Source organism: Thalassotalea algicola, assembly GCF_012932965.1.
In the GTDB taxonomy this organism is placed as follows: domain Bacteria; phylum Pseudomonadota; class Gammaproteobacteria; order Enterobacterales; family Alteromonadaceae; genus Thalassotalea_F; species Thalassotalea_F algicola.
In genome coordinates, this window is sequence record NZ_JABBXH010000001.1 from 129587 (window position 1) to 150469 (window position 20883).

35 protein-coding genes are annotated in these 20883 nt (G+C 38.1%); 32 read left to right on the forward strand and 3 right to left on the reverse strand.

Translation table 11 applies throughout. The features are described 5' to 3' along the window. Positions 1-70: 70 nt before the first annotated feature. Positions 71-1039: a dihydrodipicolinate synthase family protein gene (locus HII17_RS00550; protein ID WP_169074113.1), complete on the reverse strand. Its 969-nt coding sequence runs from the start codon at positions 1037-1039 to the stop codon at positions 71-73. Positions 1040-1332: 293 nt separating this feature from the next. On the opposite strand from HII17_RS00550, the gene HII17_RS00555 reads away from it, so the two are divergent. The 25 genes from HII17_RS00555 (at position 1333) to HII17_RS00675 (ending at position 13123) form a co-directional block, all read left to right on the forward strand. Next, positions 1333-1923, forward strand: coding sequence for a LysE family translocator (locus HII17_RS00555; protein ID WP_169073385.1), 591 nt, complete (start codon positions 1333-1335; stop codon positions 1921-1923). Between the two features lie 104 nt (positions 1924-2027). Further along, positions 2028-2321 carry a hypothetical protein gene (locus tag HII17_RS00560; protein WP_169073386.1) on the forward strand — a complete coding sequence of 98 codons (294 nt, stop codon included), beginning with the start codon at positions 2028-2030 and terminating at the stop codon, positions 2319-2321. A 43-nt stretch (positions 2322-2364) separates the two neighbouring features. Further along, a complete protein-coding gene (locus HII17_RS00565) occupies positions 2365-3024 on the forward strand; it encodes a hypothetical protein (RefSeq protein ID WP_169073387.1) in 660 nt (219 codons plus the stop codon). Between the two features lie 90 nt (positions 3025-3114). Then, the gene (locus HII17_RS18990; RefSeq protein WP_169073388.1) at positions 3115-3528 is read left to right on the forward strand and encodes a VOC family protein; all 414 of its coding nucleotides are present in this window, start codon (positions 3115-3117) and stop codon (positions 3526-3528) included. A 19-nt stretch (positions 3529-3547) separates the two neighbouring features. Next, positions 3548-3925: a nuclear transport factor 2 family protein gene (locus tag HII17_RS00575; protein WP_169073389.1), complete on the forward strand. Its 378-nt coding sequence runs from the start codon at positions 3548-3550 to the stop codon at positions 3923-3925. A gap of 157 nt (positions 3926-4082) precedes the next feature. Further along, complete coding sequence (locus HII17_RS00580; protein ID WP_169073390.1) at positions 4083-4313, forward strand: hypothetical protein; 231 nt, start codon at positions 4083-4085, stop codon at positions 4311-4313. A 131-nt stretch (positions 4314-4444) separates the two neighbouring features. After that, positions 4445-4786, forward strand: coding sequence for a DUF6559 family protein (locus HII17_RS00585; protein WP_169073391.1), 342 nt, complete (start codon positions 4445-4447; stop codon positions 4784-4786). 208 nt (positions 4787-4994) lie between these two features. Then, positions 4995-5165 (forward strand): hypothetical protein, encoded by a 171-nt coding sequence (locus HII17_RS00590; protein WP_169073392.1) that lies wholly within the window; start codon positions 4995-4997, stop codon positions 5163-5165. Between the two features lie 366 nt (positions 5166-5531). Continuing rightward, complete coding sequence (locus HII17_RS00595; RefSeq protein WP_169073393.1) at positions 5532-5828, forward strand: YciI-like protein; 297 nt, start codon at positions 5532-5534, stop codon at positions 5826-5828. 108 nt (positions 5829-5936) lie between these two features. After that, complete coding sequence (locus HII17_RS00600) at positions 5937-6569, forward strand: NAD(P)H-dependent oxidoreductase (RefSeq protein ID WP_169073394.1); 633 nt, start codon at positions 5937-5939, stop codon at positions 6567-6569. Positions 6570-6720: 151 nt separating this feature from the next. Further along, on the forward strand, positions 6721-7092 hold the full coding sequence (locus HII17_RS00605; protein ID WP_235938602.1) for a GNAT family N-acetyltransferase: 372 nt from the start codon (positions 6721-6723) through the stop codon (positions 7090-7092). Positions 7093-7143: 51 nt separating this feature from the next. After that, on the forward strand, positions 7144-7566 hold the full coding sequence (locus HII17_RS00610) for a GNAT family N-acetyltransferase (protein WP_169073396.1): 423 nt from the start codon (positions 7144-7146) through the stop codon (positions 7564-7566). A 109-nt stretch (positions 7567-7675) separates the two neighbouring features. Further along, positions 7676-7900: a hypothetical protein gene (locus tag HII17_RS00615; RefSeq protein ID WP_169073397.1), complete on the forward strand. Its 225-nt coding sequence runs from the start codon at positions 7676-7678 to the stop codon at positions 7898-7900. Positions 7901-7925: 25 nt separating this feature from the next. Beyond that, entirely contained in the window at positions 7926-8225 is a 300-nt protein-coding gene (locus HII17_RS00620; protein ID WP_169073398.1) for a hypothetical protein, read from the forward strand. A gap of 112 nt (positions 8226-8337) precedes the next feature. Then, entirely contained in the window at positions 8338-8574 is a 237-nt protein-coding gene (locus HII17_RS00625) for a hypothetical protein (RefSeq protein ID WP_169073399.1), read from the forward strand. Between the two features lie 52 nt (positions 8575-8626). Beyond that, positions 8627-9094 (forward strand): GNAT family N-acetyltransferase, encoded by a 468-nt coding sequence (locus HII17_RS00630; protein ID WP_169073400.1) that lies wholly within the window; start codon positions 8627-8629, stop codon positions 9092-9094. 166 nt (positions 9095-9260) lie between these two features. Further along, a complete protein-coding gene (locus tag HII17_RS00635) occupies positions 9261-9542 on the forward strand; it encodes a hypothetical protein (protein WP_211185203.1) in 282 nt (93 codons plus the stop codon). Positions 9543-10020: 478 nt separating this feature from the next. After that, complete coding sequence (locus tag HII17_RS00640; RefSeq protein WP_169073402.1) at positions 10021-10482, forward strand: nuclear transport factor 2 family protein; 462 nt, start codon at positions 10021-10023, stop codon at positions 10480-10482. 41 nt (positions 10483-10523) lie between these two features. Beyond that, entirely contained in the window at positions 10524-10937 is a 414-nt protein-coding gene (locus HII17_RS00645; protein ID WP_169073403.1) for a GNAT family N-acetyltransferase, read from the forward strand. A gap of 63 nt (positions 10938-11000) precedes the next feature. Next, a complete protein-coding gene (locus tag HII17_RS00650; RefSeq protein WP_169073404.1) occupies positions 11001-11339 on the forward strand; it encodes a hypothetical protein in 339 nt (112 codons plus the stop codon). A 42-nt stretch (positions 11340-11381) separates the two neighbouring features. Then, positions 11382-11858, forward strand: coding sequence for a DM13 domain-containing protein (locus tag HII17_RS00655; RefSeq protein WP_169073405.1), 477 nt, complete (start codon positions 11382-11384; stop codon positions 11856-11858). A 34-nt stretch (positions 11859-11892) separates the two neighbouring features. Beyond that, the gene (locus tag HII17_RS00660; protein WP_169073406.1) at positions 11893-12180 is read left to right on the forward strand and encodes a hypothetical protein; all 288 of its coding nucleotides are present in this window, start codon (positions 11893-11895) and stop codon (positions 12178-12180) included. A 50-nt stretch (positions 12181-12230) separates the two neighbouring features. Beyond that, a complete protein-coding gene (locus HII17_RS00665; protein ID WP_169073407.1) occupies positions 12231-12389 on the forward strand; it encodes a hypothetical protein in 159 nt (52 codons plus the stop codon). Between the two features lie 12 nt (positions 12390-12401). Beyond that, a complete protein-coding gene (locus HII17_RS00670; RefSeq protein WP_169073408.1) occupies positions 12402-12590 on the forward strand; it encodes a DUF4177 domain-containing protein in 189 nt (62 codons plus the stop codon). Between the two features lie 89 nt (positions 12591-12679). Beyond that, on the forward strand, positions 12680-13123 hold the full coding sequence (locus HII17_RS00675) for a CopD family protein (protein ID WP_169073409.1): 444 nt from the start codon (positions 12680-12682) through the stop codon (positions 13121-13123). 122 nt (positions 13124-13245) lie between these two features. On the opposite strand, the gene HII17_RS00680 is transcribed toward HII17_RS00675, so the two are convergent. Further along, positions 13246-14103 carry a hypothetical protein gene (locus HII17_RS00680; RefSeq protein ID WP_169073410.1) on the reverse strand — a complete coding sequence of 286 codons (858 nt, stop codon included), beginning with the start codon at positions 14101-14103 and terminating at the stop codon, positions 13246-13248. Between the two features lie 16 nt (positions 14104-14119). Next, complete coding sequence (locus HII17_RS00685; protein ID WP_169073411.1) at positions 14120-14596, reverse strand: hypothetical protein; 477 nt, start codon at positions 14594-14596, stop codon at positions 14120-14122. 709 nt (positions 14597-15305) lie between these two features. On the opposite strand from HII17_RS00685, the gene HII17_RS00690 reads away from it, so the two are divergent. From HII17_RS00690 to HII17_RS00720, 7 genes are all read left to right on the forward strand, one after another. Continuing rightward, entirely contained in the window at positions 15306-16430 is a 1125-nt protein-coding gene (locus HII17_RS00690; protein WP_169073412.1) for a DJ-1/PfpI family protein, read from the forward strand. A gap of 2 nt (positions 16431-16432) precedes the next feature. Continuing rightward, positions 16433-17122, forward strand: coding sequence for a response regulator transcription factor (locus HII17_RS00695; RefSeq protein ID WP_169073413.1), 690 nt, complete (start codon positions 16433-16435; stop codon positions 17120-17122). Positions 17123-17124: 2 nt separating this feature from the next. After that, on the forward strand, positions 17125-18375 hold the full coding sequence (locus HII17_RS00700; protein ID WP_169073414.1) for a sensor histidine kinase: 1251 nt from the start codon (positions 17125-17127) through the stop codon (positions 18373-18375). 119 nt (positions 18376-18494) lie between these two features. Then, entirely contained in the window at positions 18495-19112 is a 618-nt protein-coding gene (locus HII17_RS00705; RefSeq protein WP_169073415.1) for a methyltransferase, read from the forward strand. Between the two features lie 78 nt (positions 19113-19190). Further along, entirely contained in the window at positions 19191-19631 is a 441-nt protein-coding gene (locus HII17_RS00710) for an SRPBCC family protein (RefSeq protein ID WP_169073416.1), read from the forward strand. Between the two features lie 93 nt (positions 19632-19724). Beyond that, complete coding sequence (locus HII17_RS00715; RefSeq protein WP_169073417.1) at positions 19725-20108, forward strand: VOC family protein; 384 nt, start codon at positions 19725-19727, stop codon at positions 20106-20108. A 1-nt stretch (position 20109) separates the two neighbouring features. Beyond that, positions 20110-20817, forward strand: coding sequence for a DNA alkylation repair protein (locus HII17_RS00720; RefSeq protein ID WP_169073418.1), 708 nt, complete (start codon positions 20110-20112; stop codon positions 20815-20817). Positions 20818-20883 lie beyond the last annotated feature (66 nt).

Here is a 20883-nt window from a genome sequence, read left to right on the forward strand (position 1 = left end):
CTAATCCAAAGACAAAAAAAAGGAAAGCCCTGTAAAAACAGTGCCTTCCCTTTTCGAACAATTTGACGGATTAGTCGTCTAAACCCAGTAGTTCAAGCCTTTCTTTTGCTAGCATATATCTTGCGCGAACATCATCAATTTGCGCTTGCGTTAATTTTTTACCAAAGGTGCGAAGCCCTCCTGCGGCATCATTGTGATGAACGCCAAAAGCAAACTTAAGATATTCTAAAAGCAACGGCTGAGCGTCAAGGTATGATATGGAATTCATCGCTTGAGAGATTTTGTTTGCCTCTGCCCACTCTCCATTATTAACATACTCCTGCATAGTCACACTGGCTTTTGGGAATATGCACCCTACCCCTGTAATTCCACCACATGCGCCCGCAAGTCCGGCATGTACAGTTACCGTGTCAACACCTGCCAAAATTTTTGAATCTTTGTTTTCTAGCATCAGGGTTTCAATAACTGAAACATCTGTCGTCGATATCTTAAGCGCAGTAACTTCTGGTAGCGCAGTAAGCTTTCTAAGAATATCAGTTGAAAGTGCATGATACCCGGCTGCATCAGGGTTGTTATAAGGCATTATAGTTATGCCTGCTTCTTTTGCAGCTGTTGCAGAAAGTGCATAGTACGCATACATTTCTTCTTCAGAAGGAGCTTCTTTCGTTTTGGGTGGCATCACCATTACTGTATCCACGCCAACCGTTGCTAGTTCTTTAACAATTTCCGCCAATTCTTCTTTCGTTTCTGCCGCAGCTCCACTGATTAGTGGAACATTGTATTTTTTAGCAACATCAGAAAGCGCTTTAAGTAAAGAAAGACGCTGCTCAGCGCTTAGGTAGCTATTCTCACCTAGCGTACCAGAGCCGACTAGCCCCCCCATTTGGGTTCCGCCTTTTCCTTGAACCTTTAAAATACCTTCGGCATATTTTTGTGTTGCTTCAAAATCAATTTCAAGGGCACCGGCTTCTGACTCTTTAAGCCATGTAAACACGGCCGGCATCACCGTATTTCGCCAATCCGTACTATTTGTTACCATCATATTTCCTCTAGCTCAAACTTAATTGTATACATTATACCATACAAATTATATGAGTTAAATTACCTTCGACAACACAGTACGCTTATTGCGTTACACCACTTGCCTTAATATTTTAATTGCCCGCATTTTTAATAACCGGTATGTTGGTGTAATTGCACTTATAGCAAAGCCTTGAAGTTGAATTTGTAGCAGTTGGCTCGATTACAATACACATGTTAACAAACGATTATCAGCCGCTTAGTGGCCATTAAGCGACCTCTCATTTCGATGTATTTAAAAGGAATTAACCATTGGTAGAATCATTTATTGTATTAATCTCAGCTACGGCTCTTTTACTTGGTTCACCTGGGCCAGCACCGTTAGCATTGGCGGCAACGGGGGCGACATTTGGTATTAAAAAAGGTATTCCGTTTTTAGCTGGAATATTAGTAGGGCTTAGTGTTGCAATTGTTGGTGCCACCGCTGGATTGGCTGCGTTATTTTCTCAATTTCCAAGTTTTCGTGTTATATGCCAAGTTATTGGCGGGGCTTACATTTTATATATCGCATTTAAAATTGCTTCAGCGCCTGTTATTGATTCTCATAAAACTAACATTGCTCCCAACTTCAAAGATGGCTTTATTCTTAATTTACTTAACCCCAAAGCTTACGCTGCATTTTTAGCTATTTTTTCCCAGTTCTTGTTGTCTTTTTCTGACTCTACTATTGGTTACATTGTTACTGGCTTTACTTGTCTAATGGTGGCTGCTTTAGTTGATACGCTTTGGTTAATGTTTGGCGGCCTATTACGGCCAATATTTTCGAATCCCAAACAAGCAAGAATAATTCGTGTAGTATTCGCCATTCTTATGGTTATAGCTGTAGTGTATGCATTGGTGTAAGGTCGCCTAATTGGGCAATTAAGTATTACAGCTAACAATTTACTCAATTTCGCTTCCCATTTTAGCGAGCTATTATCTGGCGGTTAGAGTTAAAGAGGTATCGCATGACGTTGTCAATAATCCTTCTGTTTTTACCCGGCACTATCGCAGCGCTAACCAAAATTTTTTGTATTGCTAAGAATCTACCAGCAAAGTTTGCTTACATATCTTTATTTGTTGGTGTTTTATTAGTGTCAATCTACATGTATTTTGAATCTACTAATTCACATGCCGACTTTGGTGTCATCAATATTGGCATAAACTTCATTATTTACCTTTTACTAAACTGTATTCCGTATTTAGTTATATCTACAGTAGGTGACATGGTAGTGAAGTGGAATAAATTTAAACAACCTTAACAAATTGTCAAACAAGGCGTTATGTTACTAGGGATTTTCGGACATGAACCAATATTTGAAGTTTTTGTTAATTCGTTTTTTATCCATAATACTCTTCAGCAGCAGCGCATTTGCCGGTGATGGAAAAACCGTTTGGGATAACGCTTATAACAGCAAAACAAAGCAAAGGTATATTCCTGTAGAGCTTTTTACAGGAGCAAAATGGGATGGGGAACATCAATTAACATTCAAAGAAGTGTCTACTATTGCGTGTGCATCATCCAGTGGCAAGCGATGCGATAAATATTATGTCACAGGCCCTTTTAAAACAGAAAAAAATGACACCAAAATTGAATGGGCTAGCAATGAAATACCTTATTATTTAAGAACATTTAGCACCCGACGAATGGGAAAGGTAGAGTCTTTTTTTACCATTAATAATTCAAGGGATGGGCTAGTAAGGATTTACGATAAGCGAAAACAATGGGGTGCCAGAACTTATAGTGGCCTTGGCAGTAAATTTCCGCTTGGTTACTGGCAGCAAGGTGAAGTACGTGTCTATGAATCACGGAGACCGACAAAAATTGAAATTATTGAGCTTAATGGCCCTGACCATTGCCTTACGTTTCGATGGGTAATTGGTAAAGGTGAACGTAAAAATATGGATAACAATTACACATTTTGTCCCAACCGTGGCTTTACAAAAATTAGCCACAACAATTAGCATATTGAGTTGCAAAAGTGACAGCCACAATAAACGCTAACACTTAACTATGAACAAGAGTAGTAAGAAACCGGCACAGGTGTTTAAATAATGAATTCGACGACGATTCCAATCATCAGGTACAAGAATGCTAAAAAAGCGATGTCATGGTTTTGTGAAATCATTGGTTTTGAAATTTTTTTAGAAGTTCCTGGAAACAACAATAACGTTGAGCATGCAAGACTAGTATTAGGTTCTAATATGATAATGCTTGCGTCTTTAGATCGTAATGGTGAATTTGAAACTAAATTTAAAGCGCCACAAATTGTTCAAGGTGTTACACAATGCACTTCTATCGTCGTTAACAATCCAGCCGTAATTTATGATAGAGCCCTTGCTGCTGGTGTAAAAATCATTCAAGAATTAGAAAAATTTGAGTTCGGCGGTGAAACCTTCATATGTGAGGATATCGAGTCTCATGTATGGGTAATTACAAGTCACGATCCATGGAAAAAGCTATGGTGATATTTACAATGGAGTGTCAATGGAACAACTAAGAACACTAGAAGTTGAACTGCATCAATTTGAAACGCGTTCAAACTTTTCTCGTATTGACCAACTCATTCATACTTCATTTATCGAAATAGGTTATTCAGGTACAGTATATGCCAAATCGGATATTTTAGAATCCTTATTAAATGAAGCTAAGCCAACATACATTGTTTGGTCTCAAGAATATCAATTCATTGAGCTTGCAGAAAATATAGTGCAAGTTATGTACAAAGAAGCACGTTTGGATGCGCAAGGTAAATTGAGTCGTCATTCAATTCGTACCTCGATTTGGCAAAAAGAATTAGGTAACTGGCAAGTTAGGTTTCATCAAGCTACACCTACTTCTAGCTTTGAACGGTTAGCCACGTAGCAACGCATGAAGGTGCGAATGCGTTGTAATTGGCTTTTGCTCTTTCGTTGCTAATGTTTGGCTTAGTTTCGCTTCGCTATACTTTTTAGCCTACTATTAATCAACCGATTATTAGGGAACTATGCTTACTATTAGCTAGGAGTTTTCAGGAAAGAATATGCCAATTAACAAATGGATTTTTCAATATGCGATAGCAGTGCCTATAATTTTTATTATGTTAGCGGGTGTTCAATACTTAAAAGGTAGTAGCGTAGTTGATTCACTAGCGTTCGGTATTTTGTGGTCATTAATATCAGTAGCTATCTTCGCAATTAGGCGCATTTATAATTATCGAAAAAACATCAGTTGTGCTATATGCAATGACTTACCTGATGACCACCGAAGTTAAGAAAGTAGATAAACAGAACAAGAAGTTAAAGGCATGGACGTCTAACGCATGGCTGACGTTCATTGCCCACGATTATAGCCATGTCCAAACCGCCCGTTAACAGGGCATTATGTGTAAATGGAGTTTCATCAATGTTTGGTAAAAATTCGACTATTAAAAAATATAAGTACAGACTTAGACCCGCATTAGCTAAAAGCTATGGCGGGTCAGCAACATACACGAAGGAACAGGTTGATAAAACCGTGGATGAAATGGGGATTGATAAAAGGCATATTCATTACGCATATTTAATGTATTGCGACGCTGCTACTTATGAAGCCAATACCCCTAAAGATGAATCTATTGACTCAATGAACAGTGCTATTGCCTCGCTATCTGGCATTGGACTATTTGGCGCTATTTTCAGCTCTTCATATTATGGCGGTGGCGAAGGTGGTACAGGTGGCGGAGACGGCGGTGGTAGTGGCGAATAATTGCACATAGCTAGATTTCTAAACCAAACTGCTAAGCCTTAGCTAGGCTTGGCTTTACTACCTTATGTGCTGTCAATGACAGGCAAATTAACTAGGCCTTCACTTTTCATTAAAGGTTGAAACTACACATTAATGGCCCTACCTAATCGTTATGAATATGTTTATTTAACACCGAAAATTTAACGACTTGGATTAACTCAAGGAGGAAATGATGAATTTATTGGAATCTATAGGTTATAAAAGTATAGAACGTAGTGCTTTGTCATGGTGGGTCGCTAAATCTACAAAAGAAAATTTAGCAATTGAGCTACATTGCGCAATTGCAGGGCCTGCCATTGGCTCAGCGATTGGTACCGCAATAGTGTTTATGATTCTATAAATAACGGTTATTTTTCAATTTGGCTTGACGTTATATTAATTTACCTACCAAACATGGAGCAATATTATGTGGGAATTTGTATCAATTATGCTAGCAATGGGCGTGCTCATGCTTATCTTAAATTATATGATGGAACCTAGGAAGCTAATCGAAGATATTAAATTGTTAAAAGATTCTTCCTCTAAAGTTGAAGAGCTCGAAAATAGAATTATAGAATTAGAGAAGACCGTTCACTCCTTGCGTCAGCAGTAGCGGTTTAATAAAGCAATCGGTTTTTCTACGTAAAATATCGTTAGCTGCAATGCACTTTAGCTAACAAATTTATCAAAAAAACAAGGTGTTATGCGCACAGACATGGAGAGTTACATGTATTTTTTACTCACTTATGACGTTGTTCCTGACTATTTAAGTGCAAGAGAGCAATACCGTGAGCAGCATATTCAATTAGCTCGAACTTCCGCTGAATCTGGCGAGCTCTGTTTAGGGGGTGCGTTGTCAAACCCCACTGATTCCGCTGTATTACTTTTCAAAGGAACTTCTGAAAAAGTTGCGCGAGATTTTGCACTTAATGACCCTTATGTAATTCATGGTCTAGTCAAACATTGGACGGTCAGAGAATGGAATATAGTCATAGGCGCTGGTGTAGACTCTATCGGCAACTAGTTTTTAGTTGCTATCAAAAACCTAATTATTGGCTGAACACTATTAAACAAACCACTTAACCCAACAATAACTCCCCTTAAAGTGGGATTTTATTTCTAGGAGATGTATTTGAATATTCTGATCGTAAGTTGCAGCCAAAGAGAAAACGCTAAGAGTTTTGATGTGTCGAGGTACGTACAAACCAATATATTAGATGAGATGGAAGGCATTGAATCGTCGATATTAGATTTATCACAATACCCTTTTTTATTAGACCATTACGGCGTAGGTAGAGATGATTCGACTTCATTAGCGAATGAAAAGGAGCAAGCCTTAGCACTAATGTACAGTTGTGATGCCGTAGTCTTTGTTGTGCCTGAATGGGGAGGCATGATCCCACCTGCACTTGTAAATTTAATTCTATTGTCGGCTAATGGTTCAGCAAATGGGTTACCTTTAGGGCATAAACCTGCCTTTGCCATTGGTGTGTCTGCTTCGAGTGGAGGTAGCAACCCTATATCGCTATTAAAAGGATATACTGGCAAGAATAGTCACCTTACTTGGTTGCCGCTACATGCAATTATTCAAAATGTTGACGAGTTTTTAGCGCATGCATGGGGCCCGACACTTGAAAACAGATTCTCTCAAGTGCAGTCTCGTTTATTGGTTGGTTTACAAAGCTTAGCTATCTATTCGAGTCAACTCATGCCCGTAAGAGAAACGCTAGTCGCATTGTCAAAACAACACCCTTTTGGACAGTAAACCACATACGATTTAGAGCTACCGAATTTCCTTAAAATGTATTGGGCAATGTAATTTTTAAATACTGCGTAGAAATTATTACCGCGAAATGGAACATCAAAACAACGTGCTATCTAATATCAAAATAAACGCTATATCTTGGGAGCAAACAATGCCTATTCGGCATCGTGTGTTATGGCCTGACAAGCCACCCGAATTTTGCCATATTGACGGAGATGCTGAAGCTATGCATTTTGGCGCCTTCGTTAATGAAATACTTGTTTGTGTAGCGTCGATATATGTAGATAAAAACAAAGCGCGATTACGTAAATTTGCTACAGATACTAGTTATCAAGGCCAAGGAGTGGGCTCGATAATGTTAAATCACATTGTTCAATACCTAAAAAAAATCCAAACAGAGTTTTTTTGGTGCGATGCAAGGGAGTCTGCCTTAGGTATTTATCAAAAGCTTGGCATGAAAAAATGTAGTGAACGTTTTTATAAAGCGGATGTGGCTTATTTTAAAATGGAACTTGCGCTTTGAATATGCGCAGCTAACTACCTTTAGCTGAAAATAACGTGTTAGGAATAATGAATGATCTCTTATCAACCCGCTAAAAATTTATCGAAATCAGCAGAAATCACTTATAACAATATGCGCTCGTATTACGAACATTACGACGTAGATTGGCCGCAATCCAAAATATTAGAGCAAATAATTGATTTAGATAATTGGGATATTTTATTTGATGGCCAAGTAATTGGCGCGCTGCGCCTTTCATTCGACAGAGACACCTGTCACCTAAGAGATCTTCAAGTAAATAAGCGATTTCAAAATAAAGGAATTGGCGCTATGGCGCTTGCAGAGTCGACACGTTTGGCACTGAATTCAGGCGCGAACAAACTCAGCTTAAAGGTTTTCAAGATTAGCCCCGCACACCATTTATACCAACGAACTGGCTTTAAGATAACTAGTGAAGATGGTAGGTTTTACTATATGGAACAAGTTATTACATAAGCAATAACTAGGTAAATGCAGGCTTATACATAGATTTTTGCTCTTCCTCGCACCTTTTATCAACTTAGGTTAATATTGACTAATGCTACTATTCAACAAAGGACTTACTATGAATAATGATGTTAAAGGGATTTGCCTTTTCTTAGGGTTAATTGGTTTAGGCTATGTAGCTTTACTGATAATAGTCGCTTTATTAACAGGTGCAAAAATCATTAAAAGCATCTTTTTTATCTCGATATTTTCAACTTTCTTAATTAGCTTAGGTTTGACTCCTCAAGTTAAAAGTCGCTTATCAAACTACCTAAAGTCGTTAGCATATAAACAGTTTGCATAAAGCATTGCGCCAACTAAAAGAAAAGATGCTTAATACCTCTTATAGCCGCTTCCGTAGAGTGGTTGGTGTACTTTTCTATAGCTTAGTTTCTTTGCTAACCATTTTAGCGGTAGGACTTGCGATATTTAACACGCCAGGACTGGAAACAAGAGCAAGCTTTTTCTGGTTAGCTCTATTTGGTGCTTTACTTCAATTAATTACAATTTGGTACCTTTACTACGCTACTGAAGTCCCTTCATTTGCTAGAAATGCGATATATGGCTGTATTATGTTGGCTAATTTGTGGTTATGTTTATTTATGTTTTCTTTAAAACCAATGCCCTAACGTGAAGACAATTAGTTAGCGCAGCGCAAGTAACGTTTAGACATCAAGAAGCGATAACTGAATTAAACATACAACATTTAACTTCGACCAAATTTTTACACAAGGAAGTATATTGAAGAATTTAGCTTTTATCGTCACTATATTACTCACAGCAGGGTGCACAAAAAATGAATTAACACATCATATAACACACCCTACTGTAAGCAGTAATAACCCAATAGATGCAGCTATTTATGTTGGTGTAGCACTAATCATTGGTGAACTTTCTGAGCCATGCTCGCATGGACATCCTGATGATCAATTAAAATGTAAAAAATCTCGGAAAAACAATTCAAAAGATAAAGACTAGCTAACAGATAACCTTTTAAAGCAAGTAATACAGAGTTAGGAGTAATGGCGAAATGAAAATAAAAATTGACGACTTATCAGGCGGTGAAGTCATCAAATTGCTCGAAGAACACTTAGCAGACATGTACGCCACATCTCCTCCAGAAAGTGTCCATGCACTAGATGTAGAAAGCCTGAAATCACCAGACATTACATTTTTCAGTGGCTGGGTTGAGGATAAATTACAAGGCTGCTTGGCAATAAAAAAAATTGACGCTGAACACATTGAACTAAAATCAATGCGAACGAGTAACTTAGCTAGAAAATCAGGCGTGGCAACCAAGTTACTCAAACACGCATTAAATGCAGCCATTGAGTTAGGATATAAAAAAGTGAGTTTAGAAACGGGCTCACAAGAATTTTTCCGACCGGCTCGAACTTTATATGAAAAGTTTGGATTCACTTATTGCAAGCCGTTTGCAAATTACAAAGACGATCCGCATAGCCGATTTATGACGTTGGAGCTTGGCGAAGTATTTTAGTAACCATAACTAATTTGCAAGGCATATCTAGCAAATTAGTTATGCTTTGATTCGCAAGGAGCATATCATCAAATACTTAGCATTAAGCCTTATTTTTATATTAGCTGGCTGTACTAGCGTTAAAAATATCATGCCTGAGCCTAACGTTGTTACCAAAACAAAGTTGGTGACAGCAAAAAAAAGCTACACACCTCAATTGTGGTCGCATCATCAATTACTAAATGAAACTCCAGCGTTATGTGCGGAAAAAGGCGTAAGTATTTTGACTTCCCTAGGATTCAACTCTGTGATTAAAAACGGCAACTATGTTTATGGTAATTTCAATATGAACCGCGCCGCAATTAAATGCGTACAGGTGAATGAGCAAACCTTTGTATATACTGCTGTTGCAGGTGCTGACGTAAAGCTAGTCGAAAAACTTAGGAATGAAATCGCATGGAAATTATAATTAAAATATGAACTGTCGAATGAAAGCCATTATTCTGTTAACGCTTTCTGCATTGTTTTTAACAGTTGCGATCTGGTGTTTAACTTGGGCATTCTCGTCCGCTAATATTACAGCAGGTTTTTGTGAAAGTGAGTCTTTTCAGTTTCAAAGCAGGTGCAATAGCCCTTTCATTGCGATAATTTTATTTGCAATTTCAGCGGCAAGTTCCGGTGTTTGTTTCTGTTGGGGTATCAAAATGCGAAAGCACAAAAGGCACCGTATGAACGCACAATGTAATTTATAGAAAGCTTCTTTATTTAGCACAGATTAACCATAACAACGTCTTATCATACTAAACAGTACTGCCTCGTATTTTACTTTTCGATACATTTAACTTTATAAAACAATGACGTGAAGCTTCTTACTTTATGACATTATATCAAAGACCCATTAAGCGCTTACTTTATTAAGTGATGTTATTTTTCTAAAGGATAATTCAATGTATCAGCTAGTAGCAGCCATATTCATCTTGTTATTTTCGGTGGGTACCATCGCAAAAACCTATAGCGAAGAACAACTTGTCATACTAGCAAATGAGTTTGTTACAGCTAAAAATGCTCGCCAACAACCTGATACTACCGAGCAAGATGTCGAACACTATATCTCACTGCTAGCAGATGAATTTATTGATGAACATGTGAAATTTGGCGTAACTATTACCAGCAAGGCAGAGCTTAGAAAAGGGATGATTGCTAAAATGGCAGACGAGGTCATTTATAGCTCAATTACGATTAATCAAACAATGACAGGTGCGAACGTTGTGATGATAAAAATGACTGAAAAAGGCAAAGTAAAGCCAAGTCATTTAGATAAAGTTATTGAATACAAAAGTACCAATGTAGTTTCGTTAGAATTTGACGAAAATAAAAAAATAAAGCGAATACGCCGACATCACGGGTAGCGTAAAGCGTAACAGAAACAACAGCTTTGCAAGGAAATTTAATGAAAATTGAAGTTTTAGATAATCCAGATAGAGAATTATTAGATTATTTAGATAAAAAAATTGCTGATTTTAATTGGCGTCACTGGGAAGTTGAAGAAAGACTGCCCTTAGCCATTCAAATAAAAAATGATGACGGTGACGTGATTGCAGGTGCTGGTGCCCGCACTTTTGGCAATTGGCTATTATTAAATACACTTTGGGTGTCTGACGAGCTTCGCGGCCAAAATATTGGTAGTCAAATATTGGAAAAAATAGAGCAAGCGGGTAAACAAAGAGGCTGCATTAAATGTTTACTGGACACCTTAAACTTTCAAGCCATGCCCTTTTATGAAAAACATGGTTACCAAGTACAGTGGGTACAAGAAGACTATCCTAAAACAGGCTGTAAATACTTCATGGTCAAGGATTTGTAGCAATAGATAATCTATTCGGTATGATGCATATATGGAATTCCTCTTTTGAATAAGGATATACAAATGAAAAATTTATTATTCACTGGCCTTATGCTTGCAGTTTCAGGCAGCGTTTGTGCTCAAAGTTACCAAATTTCATCGAAAATTGACGTCAATGAACAAACCATTGGTAGCCCGGTATTGATTGTAAATGCCGGTGAACTTGCCAATATTTCAGTAGCGGATAAATACAGTGTTAGTGTATTAATAACACCTGAGTCTGCATCACAGGTTTTGCTTAATTTGGCGACTAAAGAAGGGGAAATGACCAGGAGCACAGAGCTCTCCTTACCATTAGATAAAAAGGTTGAGCTAGAAATTGGTAAGCAATCATTTGAATTGCTAATAAATAAAGTTCAATAACAAATTGAACGAGAATTATACTCACCATTTATAAGAGGCATTATGAGTTTTAAAACGATATTTTCTCTTACTGTCACACATTTATTAGTCGGTGTAATAGGGTTTGGCTTAGGAATTTATGCCCTTCCCATCTTAACTGCTCCGCCAGCACCTCAAGCCAATGAACTTAGTGTGCTGTCTAAATCTGCCGTATTTACCGCAGAATTTACTAAAGACTTAAAAGGCAGTGACGCGCTTCACTGGGGAGAAGGAGAAGTCGCTATTGGGGACGATCATATATCACTATTAGGTAGCCTTGCACCCGGTCCTGATTACAAGCTTTATTTGTCGCCAACGTTTGTAGAAACAGAAGCTGAATTTAAGCGTTTAAAACACACAATGAAAATGGTAGGTAACGTAAACACCTTCGACAACTTCATCGTGAAATATTCTGAGTCGATAGATTTACAGCAATTTAATACAGTGGTCGTGTGGTGTGAAAGCTTTGGTGAGTTTATAACATCTGCCAAATATCGGTAACACTTTAAACCACAATTAAACGGAACAAAATGAAATGGATACTCACGCCCTTAAAATTAAACGCAGTAACTTATTGTTAAAATGCCTGATGGCATTGACCTTGCTGTTATTCGTCCTTCAATATAGTCAAACTCAAGTATTCGATTTAGGCGAGTTTGCTAGCACAATCGCTATTTTGGCATTTTTACGCGGCTTGTTACTGTCACCTTTTATGCTGAATACCCCCATGAAAGAGTGGTTTAAAGGCAATGTAGGTTTTAATAAACAAAGTTATCAATACTTTATATTAGCACTGGTGTTAGCCTTAGTTGGCTCAATATAACTAATAGGCATTCGTTCAGCGGTTCTAATAGATCACATTAGGAGATAGTTATGGAATCAATGGGAATTATGGGGTTTATGCTTGGTGGTGCAGGGATGACTTTCGCACTAATAGCATTAGGCCAAGTTGCAAATGTAAAAAAAGAACTCACCGAATTAAAAGCAAGCTTAGATAAATCAGGTAACGTCGTAACCAAACAAGATGAATAAAGAGAGATATCAATGTTCAAATACAAAATTGTCGATACAAGAGATGTAGAAACAGCTGGAATTTTTAAAGGAAGAAAGCGAGAAGATGTCGAGCAGTACTTAAACTCTTTGGGTGCAGAAGGCTGGGAACTAGTTAATGTTGATTTCCGCGAACTTGAAGGAGGTTTAGAGTTTGCAGGTATTATGAAAAAAGCGATTTAATTCACTGAATTAAAAGCTAAATATATAATAACGATAAAATTAACTGTATATTTTAGCCGTTACTTTTTCTTAAAACTTCAGGAACGTTCATGTACGGCACTCTACTGTTGCTCCACATATTAGCCGCCACAATTTGGACTGGTGGTCATATCGTTTTATCTTGTGTTGTGCTACCTAGGGTACTAAAAGAACGCTCGCCAGAGCAGCTACTGCGATTTGAATCCGCCTATGAAAAAATTGGCATGCCAGCACTTATTATACAAGTTGTTACCGGCGTTATGCTGGCGTATCGCCTAATTCCCGACTTTAGCCTTTGGTTTGATATGAGCAATCCTGCTGCTCACCCTATTGCCGCTAAATTAACCTTACTTTTGCTCACCGTTTGTTTTGCCATAGATGCAAGGTTTAGAGTAATTCCTAAACTGTCAGAAAAGAACTTAATCGATATGGCCTGGCACATTATTCCTGTTACGTTCTTTTCTGTGCTGTTTGTCGCTGTCGGTGTTTCATTTAGAACAGGCTGGTTATCTTAACTTTTTTAAAGACGTACCAGAGCTAGCACAGCATAATGCAAGGCTAGCTATAATCTGAAAGGTTGCTCTCTCCATAAAGAGTTCTTTTCTTAACAGTTCCAATAATAGGCTTACACCAAGCCTCAACTAACGCTAAGTTCAGATTTACAGCTTGCTGTATTTGCCAGCTTTATCTTGTTAGACGAATTTAACTGGGCCTTCGTTTGAGCTATCTGACCTTCAAGCAAGTTACGTCCTGGGCTAAGCATTAACTGACTAGCAATCTGTTGAGCTTCGTTCAACCTAATATTAGCGAAATCTAGTCTTCCTACCCCAGCTTCCGCTGTTGACCATATCAAGTAAGTCCAAATATGTGTGCTAGAAACTGTATAAGTATTGTGCTCAGGGTAGTTGTCAAATACTTTCAAAGCTTCATTAAAATTCATTCGTCCTAGTTCGACCTCTCCAGACAAAAGCTTGAGATTTGCAACTCCTCGTAATGCTGCGACTTCATCATTTACACTCTCTGAAGTCGCTTTCGCCAATTTATAATATTTCTCAGCATCATTTAATTGATAAGCATTTTGCAGAGCAAGTGCAATTGAACCGTATTCAGTAGAAGAAATTACGTCATGAGGTAGTTTTTCCGCTAAGTATGCTGCTTGCTTAGCCAAAAGTGTACTCTCTTGACTTATTTGAGCTCCCAAAAAACCAATAGCATTTTTATCACATTCATATTTTTTTGAAAGTTCAAACTGAGTAGTTGGCAACACCGTCAACCTCTGCAGAATGCTCCTTAATTCTGACTTCGTATTCTGAATATCCTGCATTTCGGTTCTTTTAAAAGACACAACAGTGGTGCCAAATGAGAAAAGCAGCGCTGCAATTGATACCCAAATAGAAATATTTTTAAACCAAGGGCTTCTCTGGCTCATCACCTCAATCTGTAAGGCGTCAACCTCCCCCTTTAGGTTCTCTAATTTTTCATCTGTATTTGCCATTTTTAATCCTTTTCTCTTAACCATTAAGGCAAGCATAAATATTTTGTGCTCTAGCTGGACCAGGTAGATGTGTATAACTCCCTGGCATCTGAGAAATCTGGTTGAGTAGAGTAGCCACCTGATTCGGATGGTAAATAAGACCGAGGCTACGCATATTACGAATAGCAAAGCAGTCAGATGCAGCTTCATTCCCTCCGACTACGTGATGAGCACACTCATGTAAAAACCAAAACTGCCCGACAAAGCCTGGAACACTATTAAAAAAACCTGGGCCTAACTGTATAGTAGGATATCCATTATGTGAGGCTCTTCCGATAAACTGATTTACTGAAGGGTCTACGTAGATAGCTGCCAATTGCCCTTGTGCTGTAGTACAGTACATATTCACTCCTCCTATATTTACAGAAGAAAGAGGTCCTTGTACTTGAGCAACAGAAATAAGTGGTAGCTGCACAATTGCAGCTACCAAAAAGTAAAAACAAATTTTATTCATAATTCATCTCCATGTGATTTATGCAAAAACTTAAATTAGGCAAATTTCAATAGGCTTAATCACCTTCACGATTTTATTGAATTAACGAACAGCCACGCAAAGAACAAACCTAATACGCGAGTTAAAACACGGGTAGCCTACTTATTTAACGACTGATAAATCGCCTTTTTTAAATACTACTTAGTAGATTTTGACAAGAATATTATTTGGGGTAACCAGTCGGCAACAGAATAAAACATGACGATAAGTAAAGTGAATGTTGCATCAATTCCATATATGCCGGTAATAAGTAGAACAACATAGCCTATAGGAAGCAAAACAATACGCACCATCGATAATATTGTCTTAGCGACCCAAGGATCTAAAAAACTCCATAACTATCCTTGTTTACCTGACAATATAATATGTAGACTGCAAAGTAGTAATAGTCAAATTAACCTCCTCAATAACCAGAAAATTTAAATTGGATCCAGTTTTTCTCAAATCGTATTGTTCCATACTGGCCATAAGCCATAATCCATTCTTATCAAATGATTATTATTCTCTTAATACTTTTAGATTAAACGAGTTTAAGTATTGGTCTTAAATATTCACGATTCAGTTACGTTGTATAAGAATAATAGCTTCAACGTATTTTCACCGGACACTTCACATTTGTTTCACATCGACTTTGCGAAACTAGCGTCAGTTTAATCGCAAGGAAACGAATATGAGAAACATAATATTTACGCTATGTATTACGCTTTTTATTGCAGTAATGGGCTATATGCCTTTTGCCAGTGCAAAGCAAAACCCTAAAGTATTGATGGTCGTTAGTAGCTATGGCGAAGACCAAGGTAAAACAAAGCCAGGCTATGAGTTTGATGAATTTGCCAAAGCTTATTTAGTTTTCAAACAAAATGGTTTAGCTATCGATGTTGCCAGCCCGAAAGGCGGATTAGTTGAAGCTGATGAATATGATGCTAGCAAGCCTTTTAACGCTAAATTATTAGCTGATGAACAAGCCAACCAACAAATTGCTCAGACAATTGCGCTAAGCGAGATTAATGCGCAGGATTATCAAGCCGTGTTCGTGGTTGGCGGTAAGGGGGCAATGTTTGATTTACCTTACGATAAGCACTTGCAAGCAATTATTGCGGACATCTATCAAAATCAAGGTACGGTTTCAGCAGTATGTCACGGCCCTGCAGCACTTACAGAAGTAAAGCTTGCTAACGGTGAATATCTTGTTGCTAATAAAAAAGTAAACGGTTTTACCAATGAAGAAGAAAAAGTTTTCGGTAAAAAGTGGGTAAAGCATTTTGATTTTTTACTTGAAGACCGTTTAATCGAGCGTGGTGCCAAGTTTGAAAAAGCAGGGAAAATGTTAGGCTATGTCGCTATCGACAACAGGCTTGTTACTGGACAAAACCCTATGTCGACAGGTAAAACAGCCATTGAAGTAGTGCGCTCTTTGGGTATTACACCAAAAGCAATGCACTTTGCTGACGAAGCAAGCATGGAGTTAGTTAATAACTTATTGGTAAATAATCAAGATATCAGCAAAGCATTAGCAGAAAACACCTCACTTTATGACCCTAAGTTAATCGCCATGTACGGCTTCTTTCACTTAAAAACTGCGGCCGATAAACACGCTATTGCCCAAGCCGTAAAATTAATGGAAGCATCAAAGCCTTATATGAAGCACCCTAAATTATCCCTTGCTATTGCTAAAGGTTATGAAAAACTAGGGAATTACCAGCAAGCTAAATTAACATTAAATGAGTTACTTGCGACTAACCCTGAATTTGAAGACGCAAAAACCTTACTTAACAAAATAAGCTCGAACAGTTAACAATGAATAAAGACCACCCCCTCCACTTACTTATAGTGGAAGATAATAGTGCAATTGCCAGTAATGTTGCCGAACACATGGAAAGTCGAGGGTTTATCCTCGACTTTGCTACCGATGGTCAACAAGGGCTAGACCTAGCGTTAACTAACTATTATGACGTAGTGGTTTTAGATTTAATGCTACCTAAATTAGATGGCTGGGATGTATGTAAGCTGTTGCGTAAACAAGCGAGTCGCCATATCCCTATTCTAATGCTCACCGCGCGCGACAGCTTGCCAGATAAAATTAAAGGTTTTGAGTTAGGCGCTGATGATTACTTAACCAAACCTTTTGCATTACAAGAATTAGAAATGAGAGTGCTTGCACTTTGTAAACGACAACAGCTAAATCAATCACACCTTATCCAAGTTGAAGACGTGATAATTGATACAACAAGTAAAACAGTGAGTCGTGATGAACAAGCTATTTCTTTACAGCACTTGCCTTACGAGATACTTAAGATTCTAGCAGAAGAGCATCCAAGAGTAGTCACCCGCTCTGAATTATGTCAGCGCCTTTGGGGAGATGAACCAACCGATTCTGACGCACTTCGTTCACATATTTATCAACTTAGAAAGGCATTAGATAAACCTTTTAAACAACCACTTATCGCGACTGTGCATGGGGTTGGATTTAAGTTAGAGGCCAAATAACCATGTTTAAATCAATGAGTATCAAAAGCCGAATAGTCATCAGTTTTGCATTATTAGCACTAATGATTTCAGCCTTATTCAGTCTCTTTAATTTTTTATTTATGTATAATGTTGAAGATAATTTTTTTGAACATGTCATTAAAGAAGAAGCAGAGTTAATCGCAACTCAGCTAAAACAAAACAACCAGCTAACGCAGCCAAAACGACCATTTTTAAAAGCCTATCGAACTATTGAGCAAGCTCCTGCAGAGTTTGTAGCACTTTATCACAATCAGCCCAAGCGCCGTGAGTTTGCAGGGCAAAACGGCAGACATTATCATGTGCACATTAACCAATCCCCCAAATTTGTGGTGCTTGGTGAAGTCAGCCAGTATTTAGTCGTACGCCCTATCCGCAATCAAATTTTTAAATTCTTAGCATTTTGTACGGCAATCGTTGTTTTGATCGCTATTGCCATTAGCTATTGGCTTGCTAGAAGAGCCACTCAACCTTTAAGCACGCTAACAGAGCTTGTTAAAGATATGTCGCCTGAACATTTACCGGTTAATTTTTCTGCGCAATTTCCTCGAAACGAAATCGGCTTTCTCGCTAAAAATATTGAACAATCAATGACTCGAATTCGTCACTTTATCAATAGAGAACAACATTTTACTCGCGATGCTAGCCACGAGCTTAGAACACCAGTTGCGATTGTTAAAAATAGTATCGAGTTACTTAAGTCACACCCACTTTCAGCACAACAACTCACACTGCTTTCTCGAGTAGAACAGGCTAATTGGCAAATGGAGCAAACGATAAATACATTATTGTCGCTTGCTAGAGAGCCCGAAACCTCGGATCCGACAGAACTATTATTGTTGTTACCCCAGGTAGAAGAGGTAATTGTCTCTTTAGCCGATAAAATTACGAATAAACATGCCGCACTTACGATAAATGTGCCCTCCAAAGCAAAATTATGTATCGATAAAGCGACATTTGGCATCATTCTGACGAATCTAATAGATAATGCGCTAGAGCATAGCAATGCGAATGAAATTACCATCAGTGCAGATGAAAGTAGCTTTAGCGTTAGCGATACTGGCTCAGGATTCGACATGCCTGCTGAACAAGCGACTCAAATAATGGCTAAGCACATAGATAGTAAAGGGTTTGGTATCGGTCTATCACTAGTTCAACGACTGTGTGAGCGATGGCAATATGATTTAGCAATACTATCAACAGAACAAGGTGCAACCATCACGGTTTCCGTTTAGCAGGTAAAATTAAATTCTGTCATGATGTTCAATTAAGCCAATATTGTTTGCCGGTAGTCATTTATGCACTGAGTTAAATACGATAAGCTTGGGTTAAATAAACTGAAAACGCATCTAGCATGACGAACTCTTCGCAACATTGGGACGATATTTACCAACTTAAAGATGACTGTCAGTTAGGTTGGTTTGAAGCTGATGCATATCAAACAATCAAGTTCTTAAATCAGTGCAATATTAGTGAAAAAAGTACTGTTTTTATACCGGGTGCCGGTACATCACTATTGGTTGATGAATTAGCAAAACTTAACTGTCACCTAATTTTAAACGATTTGAGTAAGCAAGCACTTACCACACTCAAAGAGCGCGTTGGTGAAGAAAACAAAACCTATTCCGTATCGAATATCGCCTTAAAATTCACCCAAAAATATTCGATTGATGTATGGATTGACCGTGCTGTATTGCACTTTTTGCTGACAGAAAATGAAATAAATGGCTACTTTAATAACTTAAAGAATTCGGTCAAAAAAAATGGCTATGTACTATTGGCTGAGTTTTCTACCCAAGGCGCAAAAAAATGTGCAGGACTGCCCTTACATCAATATTCAATTGAAGAAATGCAATCAAGGCTTGGCGATGAGTTTTCTCTGCTCAGTCAAGAAGCCTATACCTTCATTAATCCCTTTGGCGCTCCTCGGCCTTATGTTTATGGTTTATTTCAGCGAAAATCATCCAGCTGATTCCACATTGTGACAGGTTGACCTCCATGAACTAAACTTAATGTATTGGTTTTATCTAACTAACATTATGTGCAGCGTATGGAGCAGAGTTTCAATAGTAACTTTACGGTTGCTGCCAAGCCATCAACCGTTTATAACGCACTAACTAACGATGTGTGTAAATGGTGGACTGAGCAGGCTACTTGTGCCTGTAACGTTGGCGATTTATTGAATGTTCGCTTTGAGGACAACACTCATTGGGTAATGACGATAGCTGAGGCGTCACCTTGTCAATCATTGGTATGGCATGTCACTGAAGCTTTTCATGATCTTCACAATCTACCAAACAAAGACGAATGGCTAGGCACCAACATTATTTGGCGGCTAACAGAACAAAAGTTTTCAACACAAATTTCCTTGCTTCACGATGGGTTAATCCCCTCTCTTAGTTGTTATCCCATTTGTCGTGATGGGTGGCAGCATTATCTTAATAGCCTTAAAAAATACCTTGAATCTGGTCAAGGAGACCCTTACCACTAAATAAACCTATGCTGCGTAAATAGCTTTACATCGTCCAAACTATTTTGCTAACAATAGTTGAACGAGATAATCAGCACTAACTAAGTAACCTCTATGAACCTAAATCAAGTCACAATTCCAGCCATTGATATGGCATCTTCTACTAGATTTTATCGAGGAATGGGCTTTTTACAGATTGTTGATACTGAGCACTATGCTAGATTTGAATGCCCTGAAGGTGACGCGACATTTTCCTTATCGTTAGCCGAACACAAACAAGAAAATCCTACTGTAATCTATTTTGAATGCGTAAATTTAGATGAAAGAGTTGAACAACTTGTTAAGGCTGGTTTTACTTTCACTCAACCACCTACCGACCAACGCTACCTTTGGCGAGAGGCGATATTAAACGATCCGGCCGATAACAAGATCAAGTTATTCTGGGCAGGTGATAACCGGAAAAACCCACCGTGGCGCGTAGAGCGGAAAGGCGTATAGTATGGATACTGCTCACGAAATAACTAATGCTTTACATGAAGTTGCAAATAAACAGATAGCCGAGCACTCACAACGTTTTTTTAAAACTGCAGAAGGTGAATATGGCGCTGGAGATAAATTCCTCGGCATTAGGATCCCTCAAATAAGGCAGATTATTAAGCAATGTAAAAACACCCCACTTGACGAAGTAGAAAAATTACTTACTAATGAATTTCATGAAATTAGGTTATGCGCCCTACTCATACTTGTTTCACGTTTTAAGTTAAAACGCTGCAGTGAACATCAAGCTATATTTGACTTATACATCAATAACCTAAAATTCGTGAACAATTGGGATTTAGTCGATAGTTCTGCTCACCCAATTGTTGGTGGGTACTTAGTTGATAAAGAAAGAACGTTATTATTCGAACTTGCTAAAAGTGACAATTTATGGCGAAGACGAATTGCCATTATTGCGACTTATCATTTTATTAAACGAGACGATTTTGATGACGCTTTGGCACTAAGTAAGTTGCTATTAGCAGACCAAGAAGATCTCATTCATAAAGCCGTTGGTTGGATGTTAAGGGAAATTGGTAATCGCGATTATCAAGTCGAATATGACTTTCTTAAATGCTACTTTCGACAAATGCCCCGCACCATGCTGCGCTATGCCATCGAAAAATTCGATGAAGATGTCCGCCAGCAATTTCTAAAAGATCAATTCTAATTTGTTCAGTTTGAGGTAACTTAACCATACAACACCTTGATTTAGCGCAATTATAGGTTGTTGAGT